The following is a 21,996-nucleotide window of genomic DNA, read 5'->3' as shown; positions in this document are numbered from 1 at the left end:
TGCAAAATGTGTAAATACAATGGCGATAATTGGAATTAATTGTTTGGGATTTTCTGCCAGCTAGTGATGTTTTATTACAAATTAATTAGTATTAATGGAGGTTTAAATGAAAAAAATTTACATGAAGAGTATTAGAACAAAGTTAATTATTAGTTTTATTGGAGTAAGTTTATTAGTATCTATGGTATTAGGATACATAGCGTTAACCAGCTCTATTCAGGTTATAAGGAAACAAGCCGAAAATTCACTTTTGGAGTTAGTATATGAGGAAGCTAAATTAATAGTCAGCAGAATGGAAATTCAAAAACGTACTTTAGAAATGCTGGCAATGAATGATACGATTCAGAGTATGGATTGGAATGTTCAACAAAAGGTTATAAAATCACAATTAGATAAAATGGAATTTTTGGATATTGCAATCGTTCAAACGGATGGAAAAGCAACTTATTCTGATGGTTCTAAAAGTGAATTAGGTGATCGGGAATATCTCCAAAAAGCATTAAATGGCGAAGCAAATATATCGGATGTTTTAATTAGTAAGGTTACAAATGAACCTGTAATTATGATAGCAGTACCTATCTATAAAAATAACAAAGTGGTAGGAGCCCTAGTTGGGCGCAGAGATGGTAACGCTCTATGTGAGATTGTAGATAGTTCGGGTTTTGGAAAAGAAGGATATGGATACATTATTAATAGTAAGGGAACCATAATCGCTCATCCTGATAGAGAAAAAGTATTGAATCAATTTAATCCAATAGAAGAAGTGAAAAAAGACAATAGTTTATTATCTGTGTCAAAATTATTTGAAAAAATATTAAAAGAAAAGAATGGTATTAGTACATATAATTATAATGGAGAAAGTTTATATGCAGGTTATGAACCAATTGAAGGAACAGAATGGTATTTCATTATTACTGCAAGCAAAACTGAGGTTTTAGCTTCCTTACCTGTTTTACAGAATAAAATATTTTTGTCGGCAGTAATTATTATGGCATTAAGTATAGGGCTTGCCTATTTAATTGGAACAACCATTGCAAAGCCAATTATCAAAACAGTTCATCATTCAAAAAAAATAGCAGATTTAGATATCTCGGTTAATTTGGAACAAAAATATGTTGATAGAAAAGATGAAATTGGTGCTTTATCAAAAGCACTTCAAAGTATTACTGATAGTATTCGAGAAATTGTAGGTGATATCAGCAATTCTTCAGAATCATTAGCAGCTGCATCAGAAGAATTAACAGCAACATCTCAGCAATCAGCAAGTACTTCAGAAGAAATATCTTATACAATAACCGAATTGTCAAAAGGAGCTTCTGATCAGGCACAAAATACGGAAGAAGGTTCTTCCAAAGCAGATTTATTAGGAGAAGTCATTGAGAAAGATCAAAAACATTTATCAGAATTAAATGCAGCGACAGAAAAAGTTGAAGTAGTATTAAAACAAGGATTGATAGAAATAGAACACTTGTCTAAAAAAACAGAAGAAAATAATAAAGCTTCTAAGGAAATTCATGAAGTTATTGTAAAGACCAATGAAAGTTCTACTAAAATTGGAGAAGCAAGTAGTGTGATATCTTCTATAGCAGAGCAAACGAATTTGTTATCCTTAAATGCAGCCATTGAAGCAGCAAGAGCTGGTGAAGCCGGTAGAGGTTTTGCTATTGTAGCAGAAGAAATAAGAAAACTTGCTGAACAGTCTGAAGCGTCAACAAAAAATATAGATCAAATGGTACAGGAATTACAAGAGAATTCACAAGAAGCGGTAGCGACAATTATTAAAATGTCAAAGGTTATAAAAGAGCAGACTGATAGTGTTATCAATAGTAAAAATAACTTTCTTTTAATTAGAGAAGCAATATTAGAATCAAGTAAAATAGTTGGTCAATTAAATGATTCAGGACAGGAAATGTCTACCATGAAAAATGAAATACAAGATACATTACAAAACTTATCTGCTATAGCAGAAGAATATTCTGCGGCTACCCAACAAGTAACCAGTACGATGGAAGAACAAACGGAATCGGCAGAAAGTATTGCTAAATCCAGTGAAGATCTGGCTAAACTAGCTCAGAATTTACAAGTACTAATAAATAAGTTTCAAACGATATAGTTAAATTATGAAGATCAATAATTCAAAACGAGAGAATTATTGATCTTTGTGCATTACTAGTTGTTTTAAATTAAAAAAATTGTAAAATCATTTTTTTTTTGATATACTAATGAAGTAGGGAAGTATAGCTATGGAGTGTGTAACATGGTAGGAAGAAATACAGAACGAAAGTTTTTAGAGGAATGTTTTAAAAAAGATGGAAATCAATTAGTAGTAGTTTATGGAAGAAAAGAAGTTGGAAAAACTACATTGATAAAAGAATTTTGTGAAGATAAAAAATTTGTATATTATCAGTCCAGACAAGCATCAGAATTACAACAGAAAAAGATGTTTGCTGAAGAGATTGAGCAACAATTTAAAATATCATTAAAAGAAAAGACTTTTGATTTGATTTTTTCTAGAATTCGAAGTGGGGATGCGTCCAGATTAGTTTTAATTGTTGATGAATTTCATTTTATTGTAAAAAAAGATAAATCTTTCGTAGATAGTTTAGTGAAACTTTTAAATAAACAGTTATATCCGGGACCTGTTATGGTGATACTAATTAGCTCTTCTATTAGCTGGATTGAACAGGAGATGGTATCATGTTTAAGAAATTGTGCATCTAGAATTAATCTGCTTAAAGTAAAAGAATTTGGATTTATTGATACGGTAAAGAGTTTTAAAGAGTATTCCGTAATAGAATGTATTATTACCTATGGTATTTTAGGCGGTGTTCCTGGATATATGAAGCATTGGAATTCAGGGTTCAGTATAAAGGAAAATGTATGTAATCTAATATTAAATAATAGAGGACCGTTATATGGAGAAGCTGAGTCATATATTGCACAAGAATTGAGAGAAATATCGATATACAATACAATTCTTTATACGATAGCTTCTGGAAAAATCAAACTAAATGATATCTATAAATATACTGGTTTTTCAAGAGCAAAAATCAGTGTGTATATGAAAAATTTAATGCAGTTTGAAGTTATTGAAAAAATATATTCTTACCAGACGAAGGGGAAAGAACACACTATGAAAGGTGTATATCAGATTAAAAATCCTTTTATAAATTTCTGGTATAGGTTTATTTATCCACATTTATCTGCAAGAGAATTATTAATGCCTGAAGAGTTTTATGAAAGATTCATAGAACCTTATCTGATGGAATATACAGAACGTTATTTTGTACAAGTATGTAGTGAATATCTAAAGTTAGTGAATCAAATAGGCAAGTTACCAATAAAAATAGAAAAAATGGGAAGCTGGGTCGGTAAAGAAGGCACCATACACATAATTGCACAAGATAAAGATGGTCATAGTTTGATTGGACAATGTAATTTGCTGGAATTAGAAATGACTTATGATATGTGTGAACATTTATTTTATTGTATGGATAAGGCAAAGATCTCAGCAGATTATTACTATTTATTTTCAGCTAAATTTGATACAAAATTAAAAAAAGTAGCAAAAGCTGATTCTAGAATAGTATTGATTAATATGAACCAATTGTAAAAAGTAAATAGCAGTATACCATATTTGGGAAACTGTTGTTTCTTTTTATGTTTATGTAAAAAAATTGAAAGCAGGAACAAAATGTCAAAATCTTTATATATAGCGGAAAAACCAAGTGTTGCGAAGGAATTTGCAAAGGCTTTAAAATTAAATACAAAAAATTATGATGGTTATTTAGAGTCAGAAGAAAGTATTATTACCTGGTGTGTTGGACATTTGGTTACGATGAGTTATCCGGATGCTTATGATAAAGCATTAAAACGATGGAGTTTAGAAACATTACCATTTATACCTGAAAATTTTAGATATGAAGTCATTCCTTCGGTAAAGAAGCAATTTGAAATAGTAAAAGGTCTACTTAATCGAGAAGATGTTTCTTGTATCTATGTATGTACTGACTCCGGGCGGGAAGGAGAATACATCTATCGTTTAGTAGAACAAATGGCTGATATATCAGGTAAAGAAAGAAAGAGGGTATGGATTGATTCTCAAACCGAAGAAGAAATTCTAAGAGGAATACAAACTGCCAAAGATTTATCAGAATATGATAATTTATCAGAAGCTGCTTATTTAAGAGCGAAAGAAGATTATTTAATGGGAATAAATTTTTCCAGACTTTTAACATTGAAGTATGGAAATACGATATCAAATTATTTAAGAACAGATCGAACGGTTCTATCTGTTGGACGTGTTATGACATGTGTTTTAGGAATGGTAGTAAGAAGAGAAAGAGAAATTAGAGCGTTTGTGAAAACACCTTTTTATCGGGTACTATTAAAAAGTATGTTTGAAGGAACAGAGTTTGAGGGTGAATGGAGAGCGGTTGAAGGATCAAAATATTTTCAATCTAAGCTTTTATATAAAGAAAACGGTTTTAAAGAGAAAGAAAATGCACAAGAACTAATAGATAATCTTTCAAATGTACAGCCTCCGGAAGGAATTGTTGATTCAATTGAAAAGAAAAAAGAGAATAAAAATCCCCCTTTATTATATAATTTGGCAGAGCTGCAAAATGATTGCTCCAAGTTCTTTAAGATAAGTCCTGACGAGACTCTCAGAGTTGTTCAGGAACTATATGAAAAGAAATTAGTAACATATCCAAGAACGGATGCAAGAGTTTTATCTACTGCAGTTGCAAAAGAAATACATAAAAATTTGAATGGTCTTTTAAACTATAAATATGGAAGTGAATATGCTGCTGAGATATTAGAAAACGGATCATATAAAAATATAGCAAAAACACGATATGTAAACGATAAACAGATTACAGATCATTATGCTATTATACCAACAGGGCAAGGATTAGGAGCTTTAAAAAGTTTATCATTGCAGGGTTTAAATATATATGAAACAATTGTAAGAAGGTTTTTAAGTTGTTTTTATCCTGCTGCAGTTTATCAAAAAGTCAGTTTGGTTCTGAAGTTAGATTCGGAGAAATTCTTCTCAAATTTTCGTATCCTGGTATCGCCAGGATATTTAAAAGTGTTAGAGAAATCTTTTAACAAGAAGCAGACTGAGGAAAAGGAAGAAGCAGAGTCAAAATGTGATGAGAACTTTATGAATGCATTAAAAGCTTTAAAAAAAGGAGCAATTTTGCCAATAAATGAATTATATATAAAGGAAGGAGAAACTTCACCACCCAAAAGATATAATTCAGGTTCAATGATTCTTGCAATGGAGAATGCCGGTCAGTTAATTGAGGATGAAGAGCTCCGAGCACAGATAAAAGGTAGTGGGATAGGAACAAGTGCCACAAGAGCCGAAATATTAAAAAAGCTAATTAATAACAAATATATTGCTTTGAACAAAAAAACTCAAATTATAACTCCGACCCAGATAGGAGAAATGATTTATGATGTTGTATATACATCAATAAAATCATTATTGAATCCTGAGCTTACTGCAAGTTGGGAGAAAGGACTTAATTATGTGGCGAATGGAGAAATCACACCCGAAGAATATATGATAAAATTAAAACAATTTATAGAATCAAGGACTGCAGGTGTATTGCGTATAAATAATCAATATATGTTAAGAGGATTATTTGACCAAATATCGGTTAATTATAAAACTAAAAAGAAATAAATTATGATTAGTAGAGGAGAGTTAAGATGCAACAGTGTAAAATAACGAATATGTACAATTTAAATGAAACAATAGCAAAGGAATTATTCGAAGGTCTTATGTATCCATGGGAAGCATTATCTAAAATCAATCAGTTCATTCTGGAACTCGGTCCCAAATTAAAAGAATCTGAATATGAAAAAATAGAAGAAAACATATGGATCGCAAAAACTGCAAAAGTTGCACCTACCGCATATATCAATGGACCGGCTATCATTGGGAAAAATGCGGAAGTTCGTCATTGCGCATTTATTCGAGGAAATGCTATTGTTGGTGAAGGTGCTGTCGTAGGGAATTCTACTGAGTTAAAGAATGTAGTACTTTTTAATAAAGTACAGGTGCCTCATTACAATTATGTCGGAGACTCAATTTTGGGTTATAAAGCTCATATGGGGGCAGGGTCCATTACTTCAAATGTAAAATCAGATAAAACACTTGTAGTTGTAAAAGGTGGAAAAGAAGAAATAGAAACAGGACTGAAAAAGTTTGGTGCGATGTTGGGTGATTGTGTTGAAGTTGGTTGTAATTCCGTTTTAAATCCGGGAACAGTAGTAGGAAGTAATAGTAATATATATCCGGTATCAATGGTAAGAGGAGTGATACCGGCTGGTAGTATTTATAAAAAGCAAGGAGAAATGATAAAGAAGCGATAACAAATATTGACAAAGAAGAGAAACGCATGTACTATTGTATTAATTGTATAACACAATAGTATATGCGTAAAATTTTAAAATAGGAGGATATATATGTTAGAAGTACAAGATTTAACAAAAAAGTATGGTAAAGTTATAGCGGTAGATCAAGTGAGTTTTAAGGTTCCGGATGGAAAAGTTGGTATATTACTTGGTCCCAATGGTGCTGGAAAATCTACAATCATTAAAAGTATTGCCGGATTAGTTCGCTTTAAAGGGTCAGTTAAAATTCAAGACAAACCGTCAAATTCTATAGAAGCGAAAAAAGTTTTTGCTTATGTTCCTGAAATTCCATCTATGTTTGAAGCGTTAACAGTTAGAGAGCATTTTGAATATATCAAAAGGGCATATAACGTTAATGTAACCGATGATGAATTGAACCGTTTGATGGAACGATTTGAATTAATTGATAAACAAGATAAATTAGGGAATGAATTATCAAAAGGAATGATGCAGAAAGTTAGTATATGCTGTGCCTTATTAATCAAACCGGAAGTAATCATGTTGGATGAGCCCATGGTAGGATTAGATCCTGCAGCGATTAAAGAACTAAAAATAGTAGTAGACGAATTGAAGCAAAGCAATGCAACTATTTTAATCAGCACCCATATGTTAGAAATGGTGAAAGATTTATGGGATATTATGTTTGTTATGTCAAAAGGGAAAGTTATTGGACAATATAATAAAGATGAAGTAGATGCACAAGCACAAGATATAGAGACTTTGTTTTTTAATATTACAGGCGGTGAGAAATAATGAATGGATTTGTGTATTTATATAAGACTACTTTAAAAAATAGAACGATAAAAGCTTTAAAGAAGCCGGTTACATATGTATATCTTATATTTATAGGCTGGTATTTATTTTCAATGGTGTTTGGAATGGGATCATTACTTAAGTCGCTTCATTTTGATGAACCCGAGGGGTTTGCAGCAGCACTTACAATTCTGATGTTTGCTATAATACCAGCAAATATGATTTCTTATACAAAAAGGAAAGGACTGCTTTTTCGCCCCAGTGAGGTACAATTTGTATTTACAGCTCCTGTTACACCAAAACAGGTTTTATTATTTGCACAGGTAAAAAGCATTGCCTTAGGTATCCTTTTAGGAATTTGGTTAGTTTTTTTGGGAAGTATCTATTGTCATATTCCTTTATGGAGAATGTTATTATATTTCCTATTTTCTGTTATGATTGAAAATGTTTTAGAAGCCAGTATCATGATTAGTTTATATGGGAATGAGACTATTTCAGAAAAAATAATAAAGAAATTACCTATTTTATTATATGGAATTATGATAATATTTGTATTAGCAGGATTTTATGTAGTCTCATTGAACGGTTTTTCTATTTCCAGTGTTCAGAAATTTTTATCAATACCTTGGATTCAATGCGTTCCGTTAATTGGGTGGTGTATTGCAATTATCCGATTAATTATTATTGGCCCTACTGTATTGAATATAGTTTGTACAGTTTTGTATTGTTTAACTACTATTTTATTGACGTTATATGCTTATAAAATGAAATGTAATGGTGAATATTATGAAGATGCCATGAAGTTTGCAGACGATTACCAAGATATAATGAATAAGAAGAAACGAGGAGAAGTTGGAAGATTAGGTAAAAAGAAAAAATTTAATAATGCAACAATAAATTATAAAGGAAATTTTGCGAAAGCTATTTTTTATCGACAGCTTTTGGAATATAAGAAAAATAAATTTTTTATATTTGGAGGTAATACATTAGTTGCGTTAGCAGCCGGAATTGGTATCGCAGTATTTGCTCATTATAATCCTGAAATGATTAAAGTTAAGGAATTTGTAATCCTGGGCGTTGCAGCATATATTATGATTATATTTAGTGGTTATGCCACAAGATGGTCAAAAGAGTTAGAGAATCCGTATACGTTTTTGATACCGGACAATCCTTTTCGTAAAGTATGGTATGCTACAATGATTGAGCATATTAGAGCCTTTGTAGATGGATTGTTAATTACAATTCCAGCAGCAATTTATTTAAAAATTAGTTTCATAAATACAATTCTTATTATCATAATTATTATGTGTTTGAAGGCAAATAAATTGTATACTGAAATGTTGTCAGAATTTTTAGTAGGACAAACATTAGGAGCGTTTGGAAAGAGCTTGATAAAATTATTAATGCAAAGTATTGTGATTGGACTTGCGGTTTTAGCAGCAGTTTTAACTGGTATTGCAATGGGATTGAAAATTGCTTTTTTTGTTTTACTTGTAGTAATGCTCGGCCTGACTTTGGCTATTGCAATGGGTGCAGTTGTACTATTTGATAAAATGGAAACCGTTAATTAAAATATCTATCTAAGTGGAGGGTTGATATGCATGAATTAGCAGTCACAAAAAGTTTATTAGATATTGTATTACAAAAAAAAGAAGAAATGAATTTAGAAAAAATCTTATCCATTCAATTAGTAGTTGGCAAAATGCAAAATTATGAAGAAGAATGGATACAAAGATATTTTGAATATGTTAGTGAAGGTACACCTGCAGAAGGTGCGAAGATTCAAATAAGGTATTTACCGGTTTCTTTTGCTTGTAAAGAGTGTGGAACAGAATTTGAATACAATGTTAAGACAGATGATAAAATATTGTGTCCATCTTGTGGGAATATGGATTGCAAATTGCTGACTGGAAGAGAATTTTATATAGAAAGCATGGAAGCTGTTTAAAATATGTGATATTATTTATTAGTTAAATACTTATTAATAATTCAAAGAAAAGGAGACTAGATTATGAGTGACATTAAACTAATCGACATCAAACAAAACATTTTATCAGACAATGATAATCAAGCAGATATTGTTAGGGAAGATCTGAAAAAGAAAAATACCTATATGATAAATTTGATGGCATCGCCTGGTTCCGGAAAAACAAGTACTATTTTACAGACAGTTAAAAATTTAAGAGATGAAATAAAAATCGGTGTAATAGAAGGTGATATTGAATCATTGGTAGATTCAGAGAAAATGAAAGCACAAGATATTCCGGTTGTTCAAATTCGCACAGGTGGAGCTTGTCATTTGGATGCTCCAATGATTACTCCTGCTCTTGATGAACTAATGAAAGAGGAATTAGATTTAATATTTGTAGAAAATATTGGGAACTTAGTTTGTCCTGCTGAATTTGATATTGGAGCAAATTTGAGAGTTATGATTTTAAGTATTCCGGAGGGGGATGATAAAGTATTAAAATATCCTCTTATGTTTTCTGTCAGTGATGTATTACTTATTAATAAAGTTGATACGGTTGAAGTATTTGATTTTAATAAAGAAAAACTATATGAGAGAGTAAAAGCATTAAATCCGGATGTGAAGATTTTTGAAATTTCTTGTAAAACAGGTGAAGGTATTTCAGAATGGTGTAATTTTCTTAAAGAGAGAGTCAATCAATAAAAATTATAATATTCTGTTAAATCCTATATTATAAATGAATTGATGAAAATTTAAAAATCACTAGACTATTTTGTCGTTTTGTGAGAAAATGTTTTGTGATGTGGTATTGAATGTGTATTTTAAATATGAATACCATTACAGTGGCGAGGAAATTTCCTCATGATAAATTTAAGGTTTTGAAAGGAGTTTTAACATGATTTATTCACACGAAGTTGAAGCAATGTGTCCGGTAGCACAAGGTGTTAATCACGGTTGTGCGCCAATTCCTCAAGAAGGAAAATGGACAAAAGTAAAAGAAGTAAAAGATATTTCCGGTTTAACTCACGGGGTAGGATGGTGTGCACCTCAACAAGGAGCATGTAAACTTACCTTAAATATAAAAGATGGTATTATTCAAGAAGCGTTAGTGGAAACGATTGGATGTTCAGGAATGACGCATTCCGCTGCAATGGCATCAGAAATCCTGCCGGGAAGAACCTTGATTGAAGCAATGAATACTGACTTAGTTTGTGATGCAATCAATACAGCTATGAGAGAATTAGCATTACAAATTATTTATGGAAGATCACAAAGTGCTTTTTCAGAAGATGGACTTCCAGTTGGTGCTGGTCTGGAAGATTTAGGAAAAGGTCTTAGATCTCAAGTTGGTACGATGTATGGTACTTTGAAAAAAGGACCTCGTTACTTAGAAATGGCCGAAGGATATGTTACAGGTATTGCTCTTGATGAAGATGATGAAATTATCGGATATCAATTTGTAAGTCTTGGAAAAATGACAGACTTCATTAAAAAGGGTGATGATCCAAACACAGCTTGGGAAAAAGCTAAAGGTCAATATGGTAGAGTTGATGATGCAGTTAAAATCATTGATCCTAGAGCAGAGTAAGGAGGAAATTGAAAATGGCATTATTTGAATCATATGAAAGAAGAATTGATAAAATTAATTCAGTTTTAAATAGTTTTGGTATCGCTTCACTTGAAGAAGCTGAAAAAATCACGAAAGATGCAGGTCTAAATGTTTATGACCAAGTAAAAGGTATTCAACCAATTTGTTTTGAAAATGCATGTTGGGCATACATAGTAGGAGCAGCTATTGCAATTAAAAAAGGCGCAAAAAAAGCATCTGATGCAGCTGCAGCAATTGGGGAAGGATTACAAGCATTTTGTATTCCTGGATCTGTTGCAGATCAACGTAAGGTTGGTATTGGACATGGTAATTTAGGAAAAATGTTATTAGAAGAAGAAACAGAATGTTTTGCGTTTCTAGCAGGACATGAGTCATTTGCAGCAGCAGAAGGAGCAATTGGTATTGCTGAAAAAGCAAATAAAGTTCGTAAAAAACCTTTAAGAGTTATCTTAAATGGTCTTGGAAAAGATGCTGCGCAAGTAATTTCAAGAATTAATGGTTTTACATATGTAGAAACTGATATGGATTTTTACAAAGGTGAAGTGAAAGAAGTTTATAGAAAATCATATTCAAAAGGTTTAAGAGCAAAAGTTAACTGTTACGGTGCAAATGATGTAACAGAAGGTGTTGCTATTATGCATAAAGAGGGTGTTGATGTATCTATCACAGGTAATTCAACCAATCCAACACGTTTTCAACATCCGGTTGCAGGTACATACAAAAAAGAGTGTATTGAGCAAGGTAAAAAGTACTTCTCAGTAGCATCCGGTGGTGGTACTGGACGTACACTTCATCCAGATAATATGGCGGCAGGACCAGCTTCCTATGGTATGACAGATACAATGGGACGTATGCACTCAGATGCTCAGTTTGCAGGTTCATCTTCAGTACCAGCGCACGTAGAGATGATGGGACTTATTGGAATGGGTAATAATCCTATGGTTGGTGCTACAGTTGCTGTTGCTGTATCGATTGAAGAAGCAGCTAACGAAGGTAAGTTCTAAAAAGGTTCATAATATAACGGTTAAAAAAAGCATTAGGTGTGTATCATTGTGGTACACATCTAATGTTTTTTAGTATATATCTTCATTCTTATTTGAAATCTTTTCTATATGTATAGCTTTTCAGGTATGTTTGAATTTTTGTGTCCTCTAATTAATTTATTAGTATACAGTAACGATATAACTTTCAACTGCTAAAGATGGACGTTCTAAGCATTCTATAACAGGAACATAATATCCAGTCTGTGAAGCGGTCATAACTATTTGAGGACAATTACTTCCTCCAAAAAATTCAGAGTAAACAAATTTTCCAGTAGTTTGATTATATAAATGACCATTACAATCAGCGATATCACTAAATTGTATAGAAACAACAATCTTTTGCCCTTCGTGAACTAGGAATCCTCCTTGAGTAGCATTATTTGGAAGACCATCTTTTCCGCCATAGTCAATAATATGAGGAGGAGAGAACATGAATTCTTTGTATATCGTGTTTCCAAATGAATGATCTTCCACACATTGCCAATTAGATGAAGCAAAAGTAGTAAATGTAGTTGCATAGAACATAATAATAAGAGTTAGTGCAATTGATTTAATTAATTTTACCATATATAATAACCTTTCTATAATTTTATATGTATTATACAAATGAAAAAGTATATAGTCAATATTCATAACTTAGTTTTATAATTAAATTATTTATATAAATCGACTTTTAAGTAATTAGATTTTGTGGTCTTTATCGATTTATAAATAAATAATAGAAAATATAAATAATATTGTAAATAAAAATTGTTAAGTGCTTTACTTTTTCCATAACAGATATTTAGTAGGTGAAATTATTAACTTATAATAAAATAGATTTGTTATATGTACTGTTGTATAAAAAGAGTAGACAAATAGATGAAATAATGTAAAACATATCGTTTTTATTTAAAATCATTTTATTTAACTAAATATAGATTAAGTTGTTTCTTGTTAATTTTTAAAGATTATTAAAGATTATTTAAGATTAATTAAGGATACTTGATAAAAACGTAATAACATAGTAATATATTTCCAATGGAGGGATAAATATGGTCAAAAAAATTATGCAGAAAATAGCGTTTGATCTCGCCAAAGGAGAAAAGGTAAATAATATTTTACGACGCAAAGGAATAACAATTGGAAAAAATTGCGAGCTACATAAAAATGTTATCTGGGGATCAGAACCTTATTTAATTGAACTTGGTGATAATGTAAGAGTTACAGAAGGGGTTAAGTTTATAACCCATGATGGAGGAGCTTGGGTTTTAAGGAATGATGGAAGACTAAAGAATGCAGACTTATTCGGTCGAATTGTGGTTAAGGATAATGTTCATATTGGGTTAAATAGTATTCTTATGCCAGGAGTTACAATTGGTAGTAATAGTGTAGTTGGTTGTGGTGCTATTGTAACCAAAGATGTTCCTGAAAATACAATTGTAGCTGGAGTACCGGCTAGAGTAATTGAAACAATTGACGAATATTATGAAAAGAACAAAGATAAATGTGATTATACAAAGCACATGGATTCTAATGAGAAAAGAGAGTATTTAAACAAGAAATACGCCTTATAAATAAAAAAGAAGATACAAAAGTTTTTAATAAATCTTGTATCTTCTTTTTTTGCTTAAAAATAATTATATTAACTATAGACATATCAAAAGCTTTTTAGGATATAAATATAGAAGGCTGATAATGAGAGCTTATCATGCCTTCTATATAAAATAATTAATTATTCAGCAGATTTTGTATCTGTTGAATTCTTTGTTGCATTAGAATCTTTAGAATCTAAAGTGGCCTTAGAATCTTTATCTGTTGAATTCTTTGTTGCATTGGAATCTTTATCTTTAGAATCTAAAGTGGTATTGGAATCCTTTGATTCATTAGATTTCTCATCAGATTTTTTGCTATCTTCTGGTTTAGTTACACTTGCGTCTTCCGTTTTGTTAGATTTAGTTTTGTTGTTTGAAGTGTCAGAAATATCATTTGTTTGAGTTTTAGTAGTTGAATCGTTTGTAGATTTGTTAGCATCTTCTACTGTTGAAGTACTATTAGTTTCGGTTGTTTTTTCCTTGTCTCCGCATGCACATAATAATACGGTTGAAAATGCAAGTACTAAAAATAATTTTTTCATGTTTCTACCTCTTTCTTAATTAATTATTTATTTATGAACCTGCAAAAATGCATGTTCATAGTAACAATAAGTAAACATTATGTTTACTGAATTGATGTACTTCATTATACATCAAAAAGAAAAGATGTCAATAATATCCAAATAAGAAACTGTATGTATAAAGCAATCTTAATAATTCCTTAAGAACAGTTTTAAAATAAATTAAAGTTAGTTACAAAATATATTGTTTTTTTTAAAAATATTAATAAATGAAAGAAATGGAGGAGCAAATTGGAATATATTATAATGACTTTTAGTTTCTTAGGTGGCCTAGGTATGTTTCTGTATGGAATGCAAATTATGGCAGGAGGTTTAGAAAATTTATCAGGAAATCGAATAAAAACTATGATAAGTAGTATTACTACAAATCATTATAAGGGGATTGCTGTAGGCGCAATTGTTACGGCTCTAATTCAAAGCAGTTCTGCTACATCAATTATGGTTGTAGGAATGGTGAATGCAGGAATTATGAATTTGACTCAGGCAGCTGGTGTGATTATGGGAGCAAATATTGGAACAACAATAACAGCCTGGTTAATTTCTTTAAGTGAGTGGACTGTTTGTTTTAGACCTGAAATCATTGCACCATTAATAGTTGGTTTAGGTTCATTTTTTCTTTTGTTTGCAAAAAGTGACAGAAAAAAAGTTATTGCTGAAATTAGTGTTGGATTTGGAATTTTGTTTATAGGACTTAATTTTATGTCGGATGCAATGGAACCTGTACAACATATTTCAATTTTTTATTCTACATTTAAATTACTTGGTACTTATCCATTATTAGGAATATTAGCTGGTGCAATTGTAACAGCACTTATACAGAGTTCATCAGCTAGTGTAGGTATTTTGCAAACGATGGCTATTAATGGTTTCGTTGGATGGAATACAGCTATATTTATAACTTTGGGACAAAATATTGGCACTTGTGTTACAGCTTTATTATCGAGTATCAATACGGATAGAACCGCAAAACAAGCTGCTGTTTTTCATTTACTATTTAATTTGCTTGGGGCTATTATAATAGGTCCGGTTTTTATATTGATATTTACTTTAAATCCAGATTTTGCTCATTCAAGAATTAATAGTATTCAAATTTCCATATTTCATACGGTATTCAATATTGTTAATACCTTGATATTATTACCATTCATTTCCCAGTTGGTAGATATAACTAAATTTTTTGTAAAAGAAAGGAAAATTGTGTGATAAAATAATTTTGCTTTTAACTATTATAATCTGTTATAATTTATTATTATAATTAGAAAGTGGTATAGGTAAATGACAATATTAAATAAAGATAATAATCATTTTTTGATTCCTACCCAAAAGCCCCCAAAATTTCTTAGAGTTGTTAAAAGTATTGGAGGAAAAAACTCTAGACCTAGAATGAAGCATAAGCATGAAAATCACGTTGAAATGCATTTTATTATTTCAGGTGAAGCATATTATATGATTGATAAAGAACGATTTTGGGTACGGACAGGAGATGTAATGATTTGTAATGCCAATGTGGTTCATGAAGCAAGTCCTGAATTTTTCACAGATATATCTATGTATTGGATTGAATTAACTGATATAGAATTACCTGGATTACCAAAAAATTGTTTGATATCAGAAAAAGCTGCTACAATATATCATTGTCAAGAACAATATAAAGAAATAAATGGAATTTTTGAAGTAATGCATCAACTTTATAAGAAAAATAATTCTACATCGAAAGAGGCATGTTTTCATTTGATGATTTCTTTATTAGTCATTATTTATCCTTATGTAAATGTTATAGAAGAAAAATCTACGCCAAAAAGGAAAAATAAAAAGGAACTATGTAAGAGTATAAAACAGTATTTAGATGAACACCTTAGTGAAGATATATCTTTAAAAGAATTGAGTGAAGAATATTATATGAATATGTATTATTTATCTCATGTATTTAAGGAACAAATTGGAAGTTCTCCAATGCAGTATTTAGTTAACAGAAGAATAGGTGAAGCACAAACACTTTTAGAAGAAACCGATTTAACTATTACAGAAATTGCAATTAGAGTAGGTTATGGTGATCCCAATCAATTTTATGCTTTATTTTCAAAGTACGTTGGGATGTCACCCAGAAAATATAGGAAAACATGCAGAATAGATAGTAAGAGTGCAGATTCAGTGAAATAATTTATAACTTACGGTAATATATAATTATATGTTTGGACAAACTAGAGGTTAATTAAAAAAGCTTCAAGATTTTAACGTGTTATCTTGACAAAGAAATTAATAATTGTTAGAATAATTTTTAATGCAAGGAATACATGAGCAAGAAAGAAGGATTTGTTATGAGAAAACAAATATTATCAGTATTAGTTGAAAATACACCAGGTCTTTTAAGCCATGTTTCAGGATTATTCAGTCGCCGAGGATATAACATTGATAGTTTTTCCGCTGGGGTTACATCGGATCCCCGCTTCACGAGATTAACTATTGTTGCAAGTGGTGATGAGAGAATACTGGAACAAATTGAAAAACAATTACGAAAGTTAGAAGATGTTTTACATATAAAAAGATTAGAAGAAGAGGACTCGGTATGTAGAGAGCTTATTTTAGTAAAAGTGAGTGCTACGGATAGAGATCGACAAGCAATTATGACTGTGGTAGATATTTTCAGAGCAAAGATTATTGATGTGGCTTGTGATTCTGTGATTGTGGAGCTTACAGGAAATCAAAGTAAGTTAGATGCATTTTTGGAACTTGTGAAAGGATATGAAATTTTAGAATTGGCAAGGACTGGTCTTACAGGATTATCTCGCGGTAAAGAAGATGTTCAATTTCCAGCTGATCTACAAAAGTAAAAGCTAGAGGCAAATACCTTTAACTATATAGTTGAAAGAAAATTATTTTAGGAGGAAAAACAAATGGCAAAAATATTTTACCAAGAAGATTGTAATCTATCTTTATTAGAGGGAAAAACAATCGCTGTCATTGGTTATGGCAGCCAAGGACATGCACATGCTTTAAATGCAAAGGAATCAGGTTGCAATGTAATTATTGGACTTTATGAAGGTAGTAAATCATGGGCAAAGGCTGAAGCTCAAGGGTTTGAAGTATATACAGCAGCAGAAGCTGCAAAAAAAGCTGATATTATTATGATTTTGATCAATGATGAAAAACAGGCAGCATTATACAAAGAATCAATTGAACCAAATTTAGAAGAAGGCAATATGCTTATGTTCGCACATGGTTTTGCAATTCATTTCAATCAGATTATTGCACCTAAAAATGTTGATGTTGTAATGATTGCACCAAAAGGACCTGGACATACAGTTAGAAGTCAATATCAAGAAGGTAAAGGCGTTCCATGTTTAATTGCTGTATCTCAAGATGCTACAGGGAAAGCTCATGATATGGGATTAGCTTATGCTTTAGCGATTGGTGGAGCAAGAGCTGGTGTTCTTCAAACAACATTTAGAGAAGAAACAGAAACAGATCTTTTCGGTGAACAAGCTGTTCTTTGTGGAGGAGTTACTGCACTTATGAAATGTGGGTTTGAAACATTGGTTGAAGCTGGTTATGAACCAGAAAGTGCCTACTTTGAATGTATTCATGAAATGAAATTAATCGTAGATTTAATATTTGAAAGTGGATTTGAAGGTATGAGATATTCAATTTCTAATACTGCAGAGTATGGAGATTATATTACAGGTCCAAAGATTATTACCGATGAAACAAAAAAAGCGATGAAACAGGTTTTATCAGATATTCAACAAGGTGTGTTCGCACGTAATTGGTTATTAGAAAATCAAGTGGGTTGCCCCAATTTTAAAGCCACGAGAAGAAGAGAAGCAACTCATCAATTAGAAGAGGTTGGTACAGAACTTCGTAAATTATATAGTTGGAATGATAGCAACAAACTGATTGATAATTAATTATTATGAAACAAAAGAAAAACATATGGACTTAGTTAATAAGTTCCATATGTTTTTTGTTATTATATAATAAGATTACTATATTTTTGTTAAAGAAGAAATAAATTGTTCCAATGAATGAGTAAGTTTATTTTGGTTAAGATATGCAAATCCGATTTCTCTTTTATGTATGGGAATATTTAGTGGAATTTCAATGAGATGACCGGATTGTAAATCTTTTTTTACAAATTCTTTAATCACACAGGCGATACCTAAACCAATATTCGCAAATTCAATCAGTAGATCCATAGATGTAACTTCAAGTATATTATTTGTTTTAATTTGGTTTTTAATAAAATAATCGTCGATATATTGTCTAGTCATATTATTTTTATCAAGAAGCATTAAAGTGGCAGTTTCAAAAAAGTTTTTTTGTTTTTTTGTAGATTGATTGATAGTTTCACGTTCGTTTAAAAAATGAAGATAATTTTTTGTAGCTACAAAAATATCTTCAATTTCACCAATAGGAATAAAGTCGAGCCCCTTTAAAGAAGAAGGCTTCCCAATTAATGCGACATCAATTTTTTGTTGTTCTATTAATTCTAATGTTTGATTGGTTGATTGACATTCGATGGTTATATTAACATGAGGAAATTTCTCGATAAATTTTTTTAAGTATGGAAGTAAGACGTATTTACATAAAGTAGTACTTACGCCAATATGTATTTGTCCAATACCTAAATCAGAAACACGTTGCAATTGTTTTTCACCAAGTTCCAGAGTATCAAAGGCAGATTTTACATGATTGTATAGGAGAAGGCCTTCTGAAGTTAATTGCACCCCTCTTGAGTTACGAGAAAATAAGATAACACCAAGAGATTGTTCTAATCTTTGAATAGTTCTGCTAATTGCAGGCTGGCTGATATATAATTGCTTGGCTGCATGTGAGATATTTCCGGTATTTGCAACAGTATAAAAAACTTTATAAGATGATAATTGCTGATTCATAGCAATCTCCTTTCTATAACATAAGGTTATAATAAATATACATAATATGTATTTCAATTATAGCAAGAACTATGATAAGATAGCAATAGATAAAAAAAGTTAATGGAGGATTACTTATGGGAATGACAATGACACAGAAAATTTTAGCTGCACATGCAGGTTTAGAAACTGTGAAAGCGGGTCAGTTAATAGAAGCAGATTTAGATTTAGTTTTAGGAAATGATATTACATCACCAGTTGCAATTCACGAAATGGAAAAAATGAATGTACATGGAGTTTTCCATAAAGATAAAATAGCACTTGTATTAGACCATTTTGTGCCGAATAAAGATATTAAGTCAGCTGAGCATTGTAAATGTGTTAGAGAATTTGCTTGTAAACATGAAATTAGTAATTTTTTTGATGTCGGAAAAATGGGAATTGAACATGCGTTATTACCGGAGCAAGGGCTTACAGTGGCCGGAGATGTTATAATAGGTGCAGATTCACATACTTGTACTTATGGTGCGTTAGGAGCTTTTTCAACAGGTGTTGGAAGTACTGATATGGCGGCAGGGATGGCGACTGGAAAGGCCTGGTTCAAAGTACCTTCAGCGATAAAATTTAATTTGATTGGAAAACCTTCCAAGTGGGTAAGTGGAAAAGATGTGATTCTTCATATTATTGGAATGATTGGAGTAGATGGTGCACTTTATCGCTCCATGGAATTTGTAGGAGAAGGCATAAAAAATCTATCCATGGATGATAGATTTACGATTGCAAATATGGCTATTGAAGCTGGAGGTAAGAATGGAATTTTTCCAGTGGATGAATTAGCAATAGATTATATGAAGGAACATTCAAAAAGAGATTTCATAATTTATGAAGCGGATGAAGATGCTGAGTATGAGGAAGAATATACGATTAATTTAAGTGAATTAAAACCAACAGTTGCATTTCCACATTTACCTGAGAATACAAAAACGATTGATGAAGTAGGAGTTGTGAAGATCGATCAATCCGTTATTGGTTCTTGTACAAATGGAAGGATTAGTGATTTAAGAATAGCAGCTGAAGTTTTAGATGGAAATAAAGTTGCAGATAATGTTCGGTGTATTATTATACCTGCAACTCAGGAAATTTATATGCAGGCAATTGAAGAAGGTTTGATTCAAACATTTATAAAAGCAGGAGCTGTAGTAAGTACACCAACCTGTGGTCCATGTCTTGGTGGTTATATGGGAATTCTTGCAGAAGGAGAAAGATGTATTTCTACTACAAATAGAAATTTTGTTGGAAGAATGGGGCATGTGAAGTCCGAAGTATATTTGGCAAGTCCTGCCGTAGCAGCTGCAAGTGCAATAACTGGTGAAATTGTAGCACCAAAATAGATAGGAATTAGATTGGAGTCCAGCGGTGTTATGTCAAGAAGTAAATAAGAAAAATAATGATATTTTTTCAGTATTTTCTGAAAGGCGCAAAACACCTACCTAAGCCCTGTCGATTCCGCTTTTTCGAGAAGCAGGGCGTAGCATTACCAGAGCCTTATCGATTCTCTGGTGGGATATATAGGCAATTGTCTTTCAGCAGTCGAAAGACTAACCGCACAAATTTACGAGCAGTTAATGCAAGTGCACGTTTATGTTGGAATCGGTTCACCTCTTTAAATTTGAGATGATAAAAAGCATTGTACTCTGTATCGCATCTTACAAGAGACCATGCAGCTTCACCGAGATAGTACTTTAAGTAACGGTTGCCGGAACGAATTTGTCGTGTTATTTCTGCTTCAAATTCACCGGACTGATGTTGTGTCCATGCCAGACCTGCGTATTTTGCAAGTGCAGCATGATTGTGGAACCGATTAATGTCACCGATTTCAGCGATGATACCGGCTGAATAAACAGGACCGATTCCTTTGATGGAAATCAAGGTATTAGGGATTAACTCCATCTGTTCAGCTATTGCCTTATCAAAAGCTTTGATCTGAGTTTGTAAGGCTTTCATAGAGCTTATGGAAATAGAAAGCACCTGGTTCACAGAATCATTTACCGTTTTAGGTAAACGATAGGAACTTCTGGCAGCTTTCTGAATGGCTTTGGCTACCGCATCTGGGTCAGAGAAGCGGTTCTTACCTTTATTTTTAATATATTCGGTAAGGTCATGTAAGTCCATATATGCCAGTTTATCAGCAGAGTCAAACTCTTCGTAGATGGCCAGTGCTGTAGTGCTGAAGGTATCGGAAAATACCTTCTCCTGTGTAAAAGAAGAATACTTCTTGAATAATTGATTGAGGAAACGCTGTTTTTCCTTTGTGAGGTTTTGAACAGCGAAAAAACGGGCACGGGTAAGGTTCTGTAAAGCTTTGAAGCGGTAATCGTCCATGTAGACCTCATTGTTGATTCTTCCAAAACGCAGGCAGTCTGCAATAACAAAAGAATCTATGTAATCATTTTTAGGCAGGTTATTATAAGCTTCTTTAAATTTTTTGACCTGTTTAGGATTTAGAACGTAAATCTTTTTATTGTATGGCATGAGAGAACCATCTTCCCTTAAGAAGCAGACCAGATTATCACCATAGACAGAAGTTGCTTCTAGTCCTATGACAACGTCTGAAAGGGATTCAGAAGTGATTGCAGAGATGATTCTTTTTACAAGTAGTCTGGAACCATCCAAAGAATTTGCAACAGGAAAGTTGCTGTGCTTTGAACCATCTGGTTTCATAAAATAAATAACGTTACTTTTGCTGCTGACATCAATACCGACGTAAAGTGGGTTCATAATATCACCTTCTTTCGTAATAAATTTGTAGGTCAATCGGTTTGGTAACACCCATGAAAACTGGAGCATCAGCACCCTTGCATATAAGAATTCGGTCTAAGATGATCCGATGCGAACCTCACTGCTAAAAAGGCAGATCATGAACTTAGACAAACAGCCAGTTGGTTTGAAGTTAACTTCCAGCCCAGGGGAACAGACTCCGGATGAAGTAACCATGTTGGTTCAACAAGGAAAAAAAGAACTATGTACCTGATCGACACTAAGTTGATTATATCATGGGTATCAACAAACCGATTGAAGTAAGAATTAGCTATTATTAAAATATATAAATTAAAAGAAAGGAAAAAGTATGCTCGTCTTTAACCTATAAAGATATCATACAAGGA

Annotated in this window: 20 protein-coding genes; 16 read left to right on the top strand and 4 right to left on the bottom strand. The window is 31.9% G+C overall.

From position 1 onward, the window contains the following. Nucleotides 1–106 precede the first annotated feature (106 nt). From DWV06_RS10250 to DWV06_RS10205, 10 genes are all read left to right on the top strand, one after another. Nucleotides 107–2,113: a methyl-accepting chemotaxis protein gene (locus DWV06_RS10250; protein WP_235828939.1), complete on the top strand. Its 2,007-nt coding sequence runs from the start codon at nucleotides 107–109 to the stop codon at nucleotides 2,111–2,113. A gap of 144 nt (nucleotides 2,114–2,257) precedes the next feature. After that, complete coding sequence (locus DWV06_RS10245) at nucleotides 2,258–3,613, top strand: ATP-binding protein (RefSeq protein ID WP_115482096.1); 1,356 nt, start codon at nucleotides 2,258–2,260, stop codon at nucleotides 3,611–3,613. An 81-nt stretch (nucleotides 3,614–3,694) separates the two neighbouring features. Further along, a complete protein-coding gene (locus DWV06_RS10240) occupies nucleotides 3,695–5,698 on the top strand; it encodes a DNA topoisomerase (protein ID WP_115482095.1) in 2,004 nt (667 codons plus the stop codon). 26 nt (nucleotides 5,699–5,724) lie between these two features. Further along, complete coding sequence (locus tag DWV06_RS10235) at nucleotides 5,725–6,390, top strand: acyltransferase (protein ID WP_115482094.1); 666 nt, start codon at nucleotides 5,725–5,727, stop codon at nucleotides 6,388–6,390. A gap of 93 nt (nucleotides 6,391–6,483) precedes the next feature. Continuing rightward, complete coding sequence (locus DWV06_RS10230) at nucleotides 6,484–7,185, top strand: ABC transporter ATP-binding protein (protein ID WP_115482093.1); 702 nt, start codon at nucleotides 6,484–6,486, stop codon at nucleotides 7,183–7,185. After that, nucleotides 7,185–8,756 (top strand): putative ABC exporter domain-containing protein, encoded by a 1,572-nt coding sequence (locus DWV06_RS10225; protein WP_115482092.1) that lies wholly within the window; start codon nucleotides 7,185–7,187, stop codon nucleotides 8,754–8,756. Before DWV06_RS10230 ends, DWV06_RS10225 begins: the two co-directional genes overlap by 1 nt. Nucleotides 8,757–8,782: 26 nt before the next feature. Then, nucleotides 8,783–9,133 carry a hydrogenase maturation nickel metallochaperone HypA gene (locus DWV06_RS10220; RefSeq protein WP_115482091.1) on the top strand — a complete coding sequence of 117 codons (351 nt, stop codon included), beginning with the start codon at nucleotides 8,783–8,785 and terminating at the stop codon, nucleotides 9,131–9,133. 63 nt (nucleotides 9,134–9,196) lie between these two features. Further along, nucleotides 9,197–9,856 carry a hydrogenase nickel incorporation protein HypB gene (gene hypB, locus DWV06_RS10215; protein ID WP_115482090.1) on the top strand — a complete coding sequence of 220 codons (660 nt, stop codon included), beginning with the start codon at nucleotides 9,197–9,199 and terminating at the stop codon, nucleotides 9,854–9,856. A gap of 193 nt (nucleotides 9,857–10,049) precedes the next feature. Continuing rightward, entirely contained in the window at nucleotides 10,050–10,742 is a 693-nt protein-coding gene (locus tag DWV06_RS10210; RefSeq protein WP_115482089.1) for an iron-sulfur cluster assembly scaffold protein, read from the top strand. Nucleotides 10,743–10,756: 14 nt separating this feature from the next. Beyond that, a complete protein-coding gene (locus DWV06_RS10205) occupies nucleotides 10,757–11,767 on the top strand; it encodes a GGGtGRT protein (protein WP_115482088.1) in 1,011 nt (336 codons plus the stop codon). A 159-nt stretch (nucleotides 11,768–11,926) separates the two neighbouring features. On the opposite strand, the gene DWV06_RS10200 is transcribed toward DWV06_RS10205, so the two are convergent. Beyond that, on the bottom strand, nucleotides 11,927–12,373 hold the full coding sequence (locus DWV06_RS10200; RefSeq protein WP_115482087.1) for a hypothetical protein: 447 nt from the start codon (nucleotides 12,371–12,373) through the stop codon (nucleotides 11,927–11,929). Between the two features lie 467 nt (nucleotides 12,374–12,840). Here DWV06_RS10200 and DWV06_RS10195 point away from each other — a divergent pair, with 467 nt between their 5' ends. After that, on the top strand, nucleotides 12,841–13,362 hold the full coding sequence (locus DWV06_RS10195) for an acyltransferase (RefSeq protein WP_115482086.1): 522 nt from the start codon (nucleotides 12,841–12,843) through the stop codon (nucleotides 13,360–13,362). Nucleotides 13,363–13,520: 158 nt separating this feature from the next. On the opposite strand, the gene DWV06_RS10190 is transcribed toward DWV06_RS10195, so the two are convergent. Further along, on the bottom strand, nucleotides 13,521–13,922 hold the full coding sequence (locus tag DWV06_RS10190; RefSeq protein ID WP_115482085.1) for a hypothetical protein: 402 nt from the start codon (nucleotides 13,920–13,922) through the stop codon (nucleotides 13,521–13,523). A 285-nt stretch (nucleotides 13,923–14,207) separates the two neighbouring features. Here DWV06_RS10190 and DWV06_RS10185 point away from each other — a divergent pair, with 285 nt between their 5' ends. The 4 genes from DWV06_RS10185 (at nucleotide 14,208) to ilvC (ending at nucleotide 17,866) form a co-directional block, all read left to right on the top strand. Further along, nucleotides 14,208–15,164: a Na/Pi cotransporter family protein gene (locus tag DWV06_RS10185; RefSeq protein WP_115482135.1), complete on the top strand. Its 957-nt coding sequence runs from the start codon at nucleotides 14,208–14,210 to the stop codon at nucleotides 15,162–15,164. 72 nt (nucleotides 15,165–15,236) lie between these two features. Continuing rightward, on the top strand, nucleotides 15,237–16,121 hold the full coding sequence (locus tag DWV06_RS10180) for an AraC family transcriptional regulator (RefSeq protein ID WP_115482084.1): 885 nt from the start codon (nucleotides 15,237–15,239) through the stop codon (nucleotides 16,119–16,121). A 158-nt stretch (nucleotides 16,122–16,279) separates the two neighbouring features. Further along, nucleotides 16,280–16,792: an acetolactate synthase small subunit gene (gene ilvN / locus DWV06_RS10175; RefSeq protein WP_115482083.1), complete on the top strand. Its 513-nt coding sequence runs from the start codon at nucleotides 16,280–16,282 to the stop codon at nucleotides 16,790–16,792. Nucleotides 16,793–16,855: 63 nt separating this feature from the next. Continuing rightward, nucleotides 16,856–17,866: a ketol-acid reductoisomerase gene (gene ilvC, locus DWV06_RS10170; RefSeq protein WP_115482082.1), complete on the top strand. Its 1,011-nt coding sequence runs from the start codon at nucleotides 16,856–16,858 to the stop codon at nucleotides 17,864–17,866. A 78-nt stretch (nucleotides 17,867–17,944) separates the two neighbouring features. Here the strand turns inward: ilvC and DWV06_RS10165 are convergent, their stop codons facing one another. Next, complete coding sequence (locus tag DWV06_RS10165) at nucleotides 17,945–18,853, bottom strand: LysR family transcriptional regulator (RefSeq protein ID WP_115482081.1); 909 nt, start codon at nucleotides 18,851–18,853, stop codon at nucleotides 17,945–17,947. Nucleotides 18,854–18,969: 116 nt separating this feature from the next. Between DWV06_RS10165 and leuC the strand changes: the two genes are divergently transcribed. Beyond that, nucleotides 18,970–20,223, top strand: a complete 1,254-nt coding sequence (gene leuC, locus DWV06_RS10160) for a 3-isopropylmalate dehydratase large subunit (protein ID WP_115482080.1) — start codon at nucleotides 18,970–18,972, stop codon at nucleotides 20,221–20,223. Between the two features lie 154 nt (nucleotides 20,224–20,377). Here leuC and DWV06_RS10155 read toward each other — a convergent pair whose 3' ends face one another. Further along, nucleotides 20,378–21,610, bottom strand: a complete 1,233-nt coding sequence (locus DWV06_RS10155; protein ID WP_115482079.1) for an IS110 family RNA-guided transposase — start codon at nucleotides 21,608–21,610, stop codon at nucleotides 20,378–20,380. Between the last annotated feature and the right edge of the window lie 386 nt (nucleotides 21,611–21,996).

Source organism: Anaerosacchariphilus polymeriproducens (assembly GCF_003363435.1).
Classification (GTDB): domain Bacteria; phylum Bacillota; class Clostridia; order Lachnospirales; family Lachnospiraceae; genus Anaerosacchariphilus; species Anaerosacchariphilus polymeriproducens.
The sequence above is the reverse complement of the archived record's forward strand: the minus strand, read 5'-3'. Positions and strand labels throughout refer to the sequence as shown.

Excerpts from the sequence above, each read along its gene's own strand:
- DWV06_RS10185 (WP_115482135.1), top strand. The coding sequence starts at position 14,208 with ATGACTTTTAGTTTCTTAGGTGGCCTAGGTATGTTTCTGTATGGAATG.
- DWV06_RS10195 (WP_115482086.1), top strand. The coding sequence starts at position 12,841 with ATGGTCAAAAAAATTATGCAGAAAATAGCGTTTGATCTCGCCAAAGGA.
- DWV06_RS10200 (WP_115482087.1), bottom strand. The coding sequence starts at position 12,373 with ATGGTAAAATTAATTAAATCAATTGCACTAACTCTTATTATTATGTTC.
- ilvC (WP_115482082.1), top strand. The coding sequence starts at position 16,856 with ATGGCAAAAATATTTTACCAAGAAGATTGTAATCTATCTTTATTAGAG.
- DWV06_RS10245 (WP_115482096.1), top strand. The coding sequence starts at position 2,258 with ATGGTAGGAAGAAATACAGAACGAAAGTTTTTAGAGGAATGTTTTAAA.
- DWV06_RS10240 (WP_115482095.1), top strand. The coding sequence starts at position 3,695 with ATGTCAAAATCTTTATATATAGCGGAAAAACCAAGTGTTGCGAAGGAA.
- DWV06_RS10230 (WP_115482093.1), top strand. The coding sequence starts at position 6,484 with ATGTTAGAAGTACAAGATTTAACAAAAAAGTATGGTAAAGTTATAGCG.
- DWV06_RS10220 (WP_115482091.1), top strand. The coding sequence starts at position 8,783 with ATGCATGAATTAGCAGTCACAAAAAGTTTATTAGATATTGTATTACAA.
- DWV06_RS10205 (WP_115482088.1), top strand. The coding sequence starts at position 10,757 with ATGGCATTATTTGAATCATATGAAAGAAGAATTGATAAAATTAATTCA.
- leuC (WP_115482080.1), top strand. The coding sequence starts at position 18,970 with ATGGGAATGACAATGACACAGAAAATTTTAGCTGCACATGCAGGTTTA.
- DWV06_RS10180 (WP_115482084.1), top strand. The coding sequence starts at position 15,237 with ATGACAATATTAAATAAAGATAATAATCATTTTTTGATTCCTACCCAA.
- DWV06_RS10190 (WP_115482085.1), bottom strand. The coding sequence starts at position 13,922 with ATGAAAAAATTATTTTTAGTACTTGCATTTTCAACCGTATTATTATGT.
- DWV06_RS10165 (WP_115482081.1), bottom strand. The coding sequence starts at position 18,853 with ATGAATCAGCAATTATCATCTTATAAAGTTTTTTATACTGTTGCAAAT.
- DWV06_RS10210 (WP_115482089.1), top strand. The coding sequence starts at position 10,050 with ATGATTTATTCACACGAAGTTGAAGCAATGTGTCCGGTAGCACAAGGT.
- DWV06_RS10155 (WP_115482079.1), bottom strand. The coding sequence starts at position 21,610 with ATGAACCCACTTTACGTCGGTATTGATGTCAGCAGCAAAAGTAACGTT.
- DWV06_RS10235 (WP_115482094.1), top strand. The coding sequence starts at position 5,725 with ATGCAACAGTGTAAAATAACGAATATGTACAATTTAAATGAAACAATA.
- DWV06_RS10225 (WP_115482092.1), top strand. The coding sequence starts at position 7,185 with ATGAATGGATTTGTGTATTTATATAAGACTACTTTAAAAAATAGAACG.
- DWV06_RS10250 (WP_235828939.1), top strand. The coding sequence starts at position 107 with ATGAAAAAAATTTACATGAAGAGTATTAGAACAAAGTTAATTATTAGT.
- ilvN (WP_115482083.1), top strand. The coding sequence starts at position 16,280 with ATGAGAAAACAAATATTATCAGTATTAGTTGAAAATACACCAGGTCTT.
- hypB (WP_115482090.1), top strand. The coding sequence starts at position 9,197 with ATGAGTGACATTAAACTAATCGACATCAAACAAAACATTTTATCAGAC.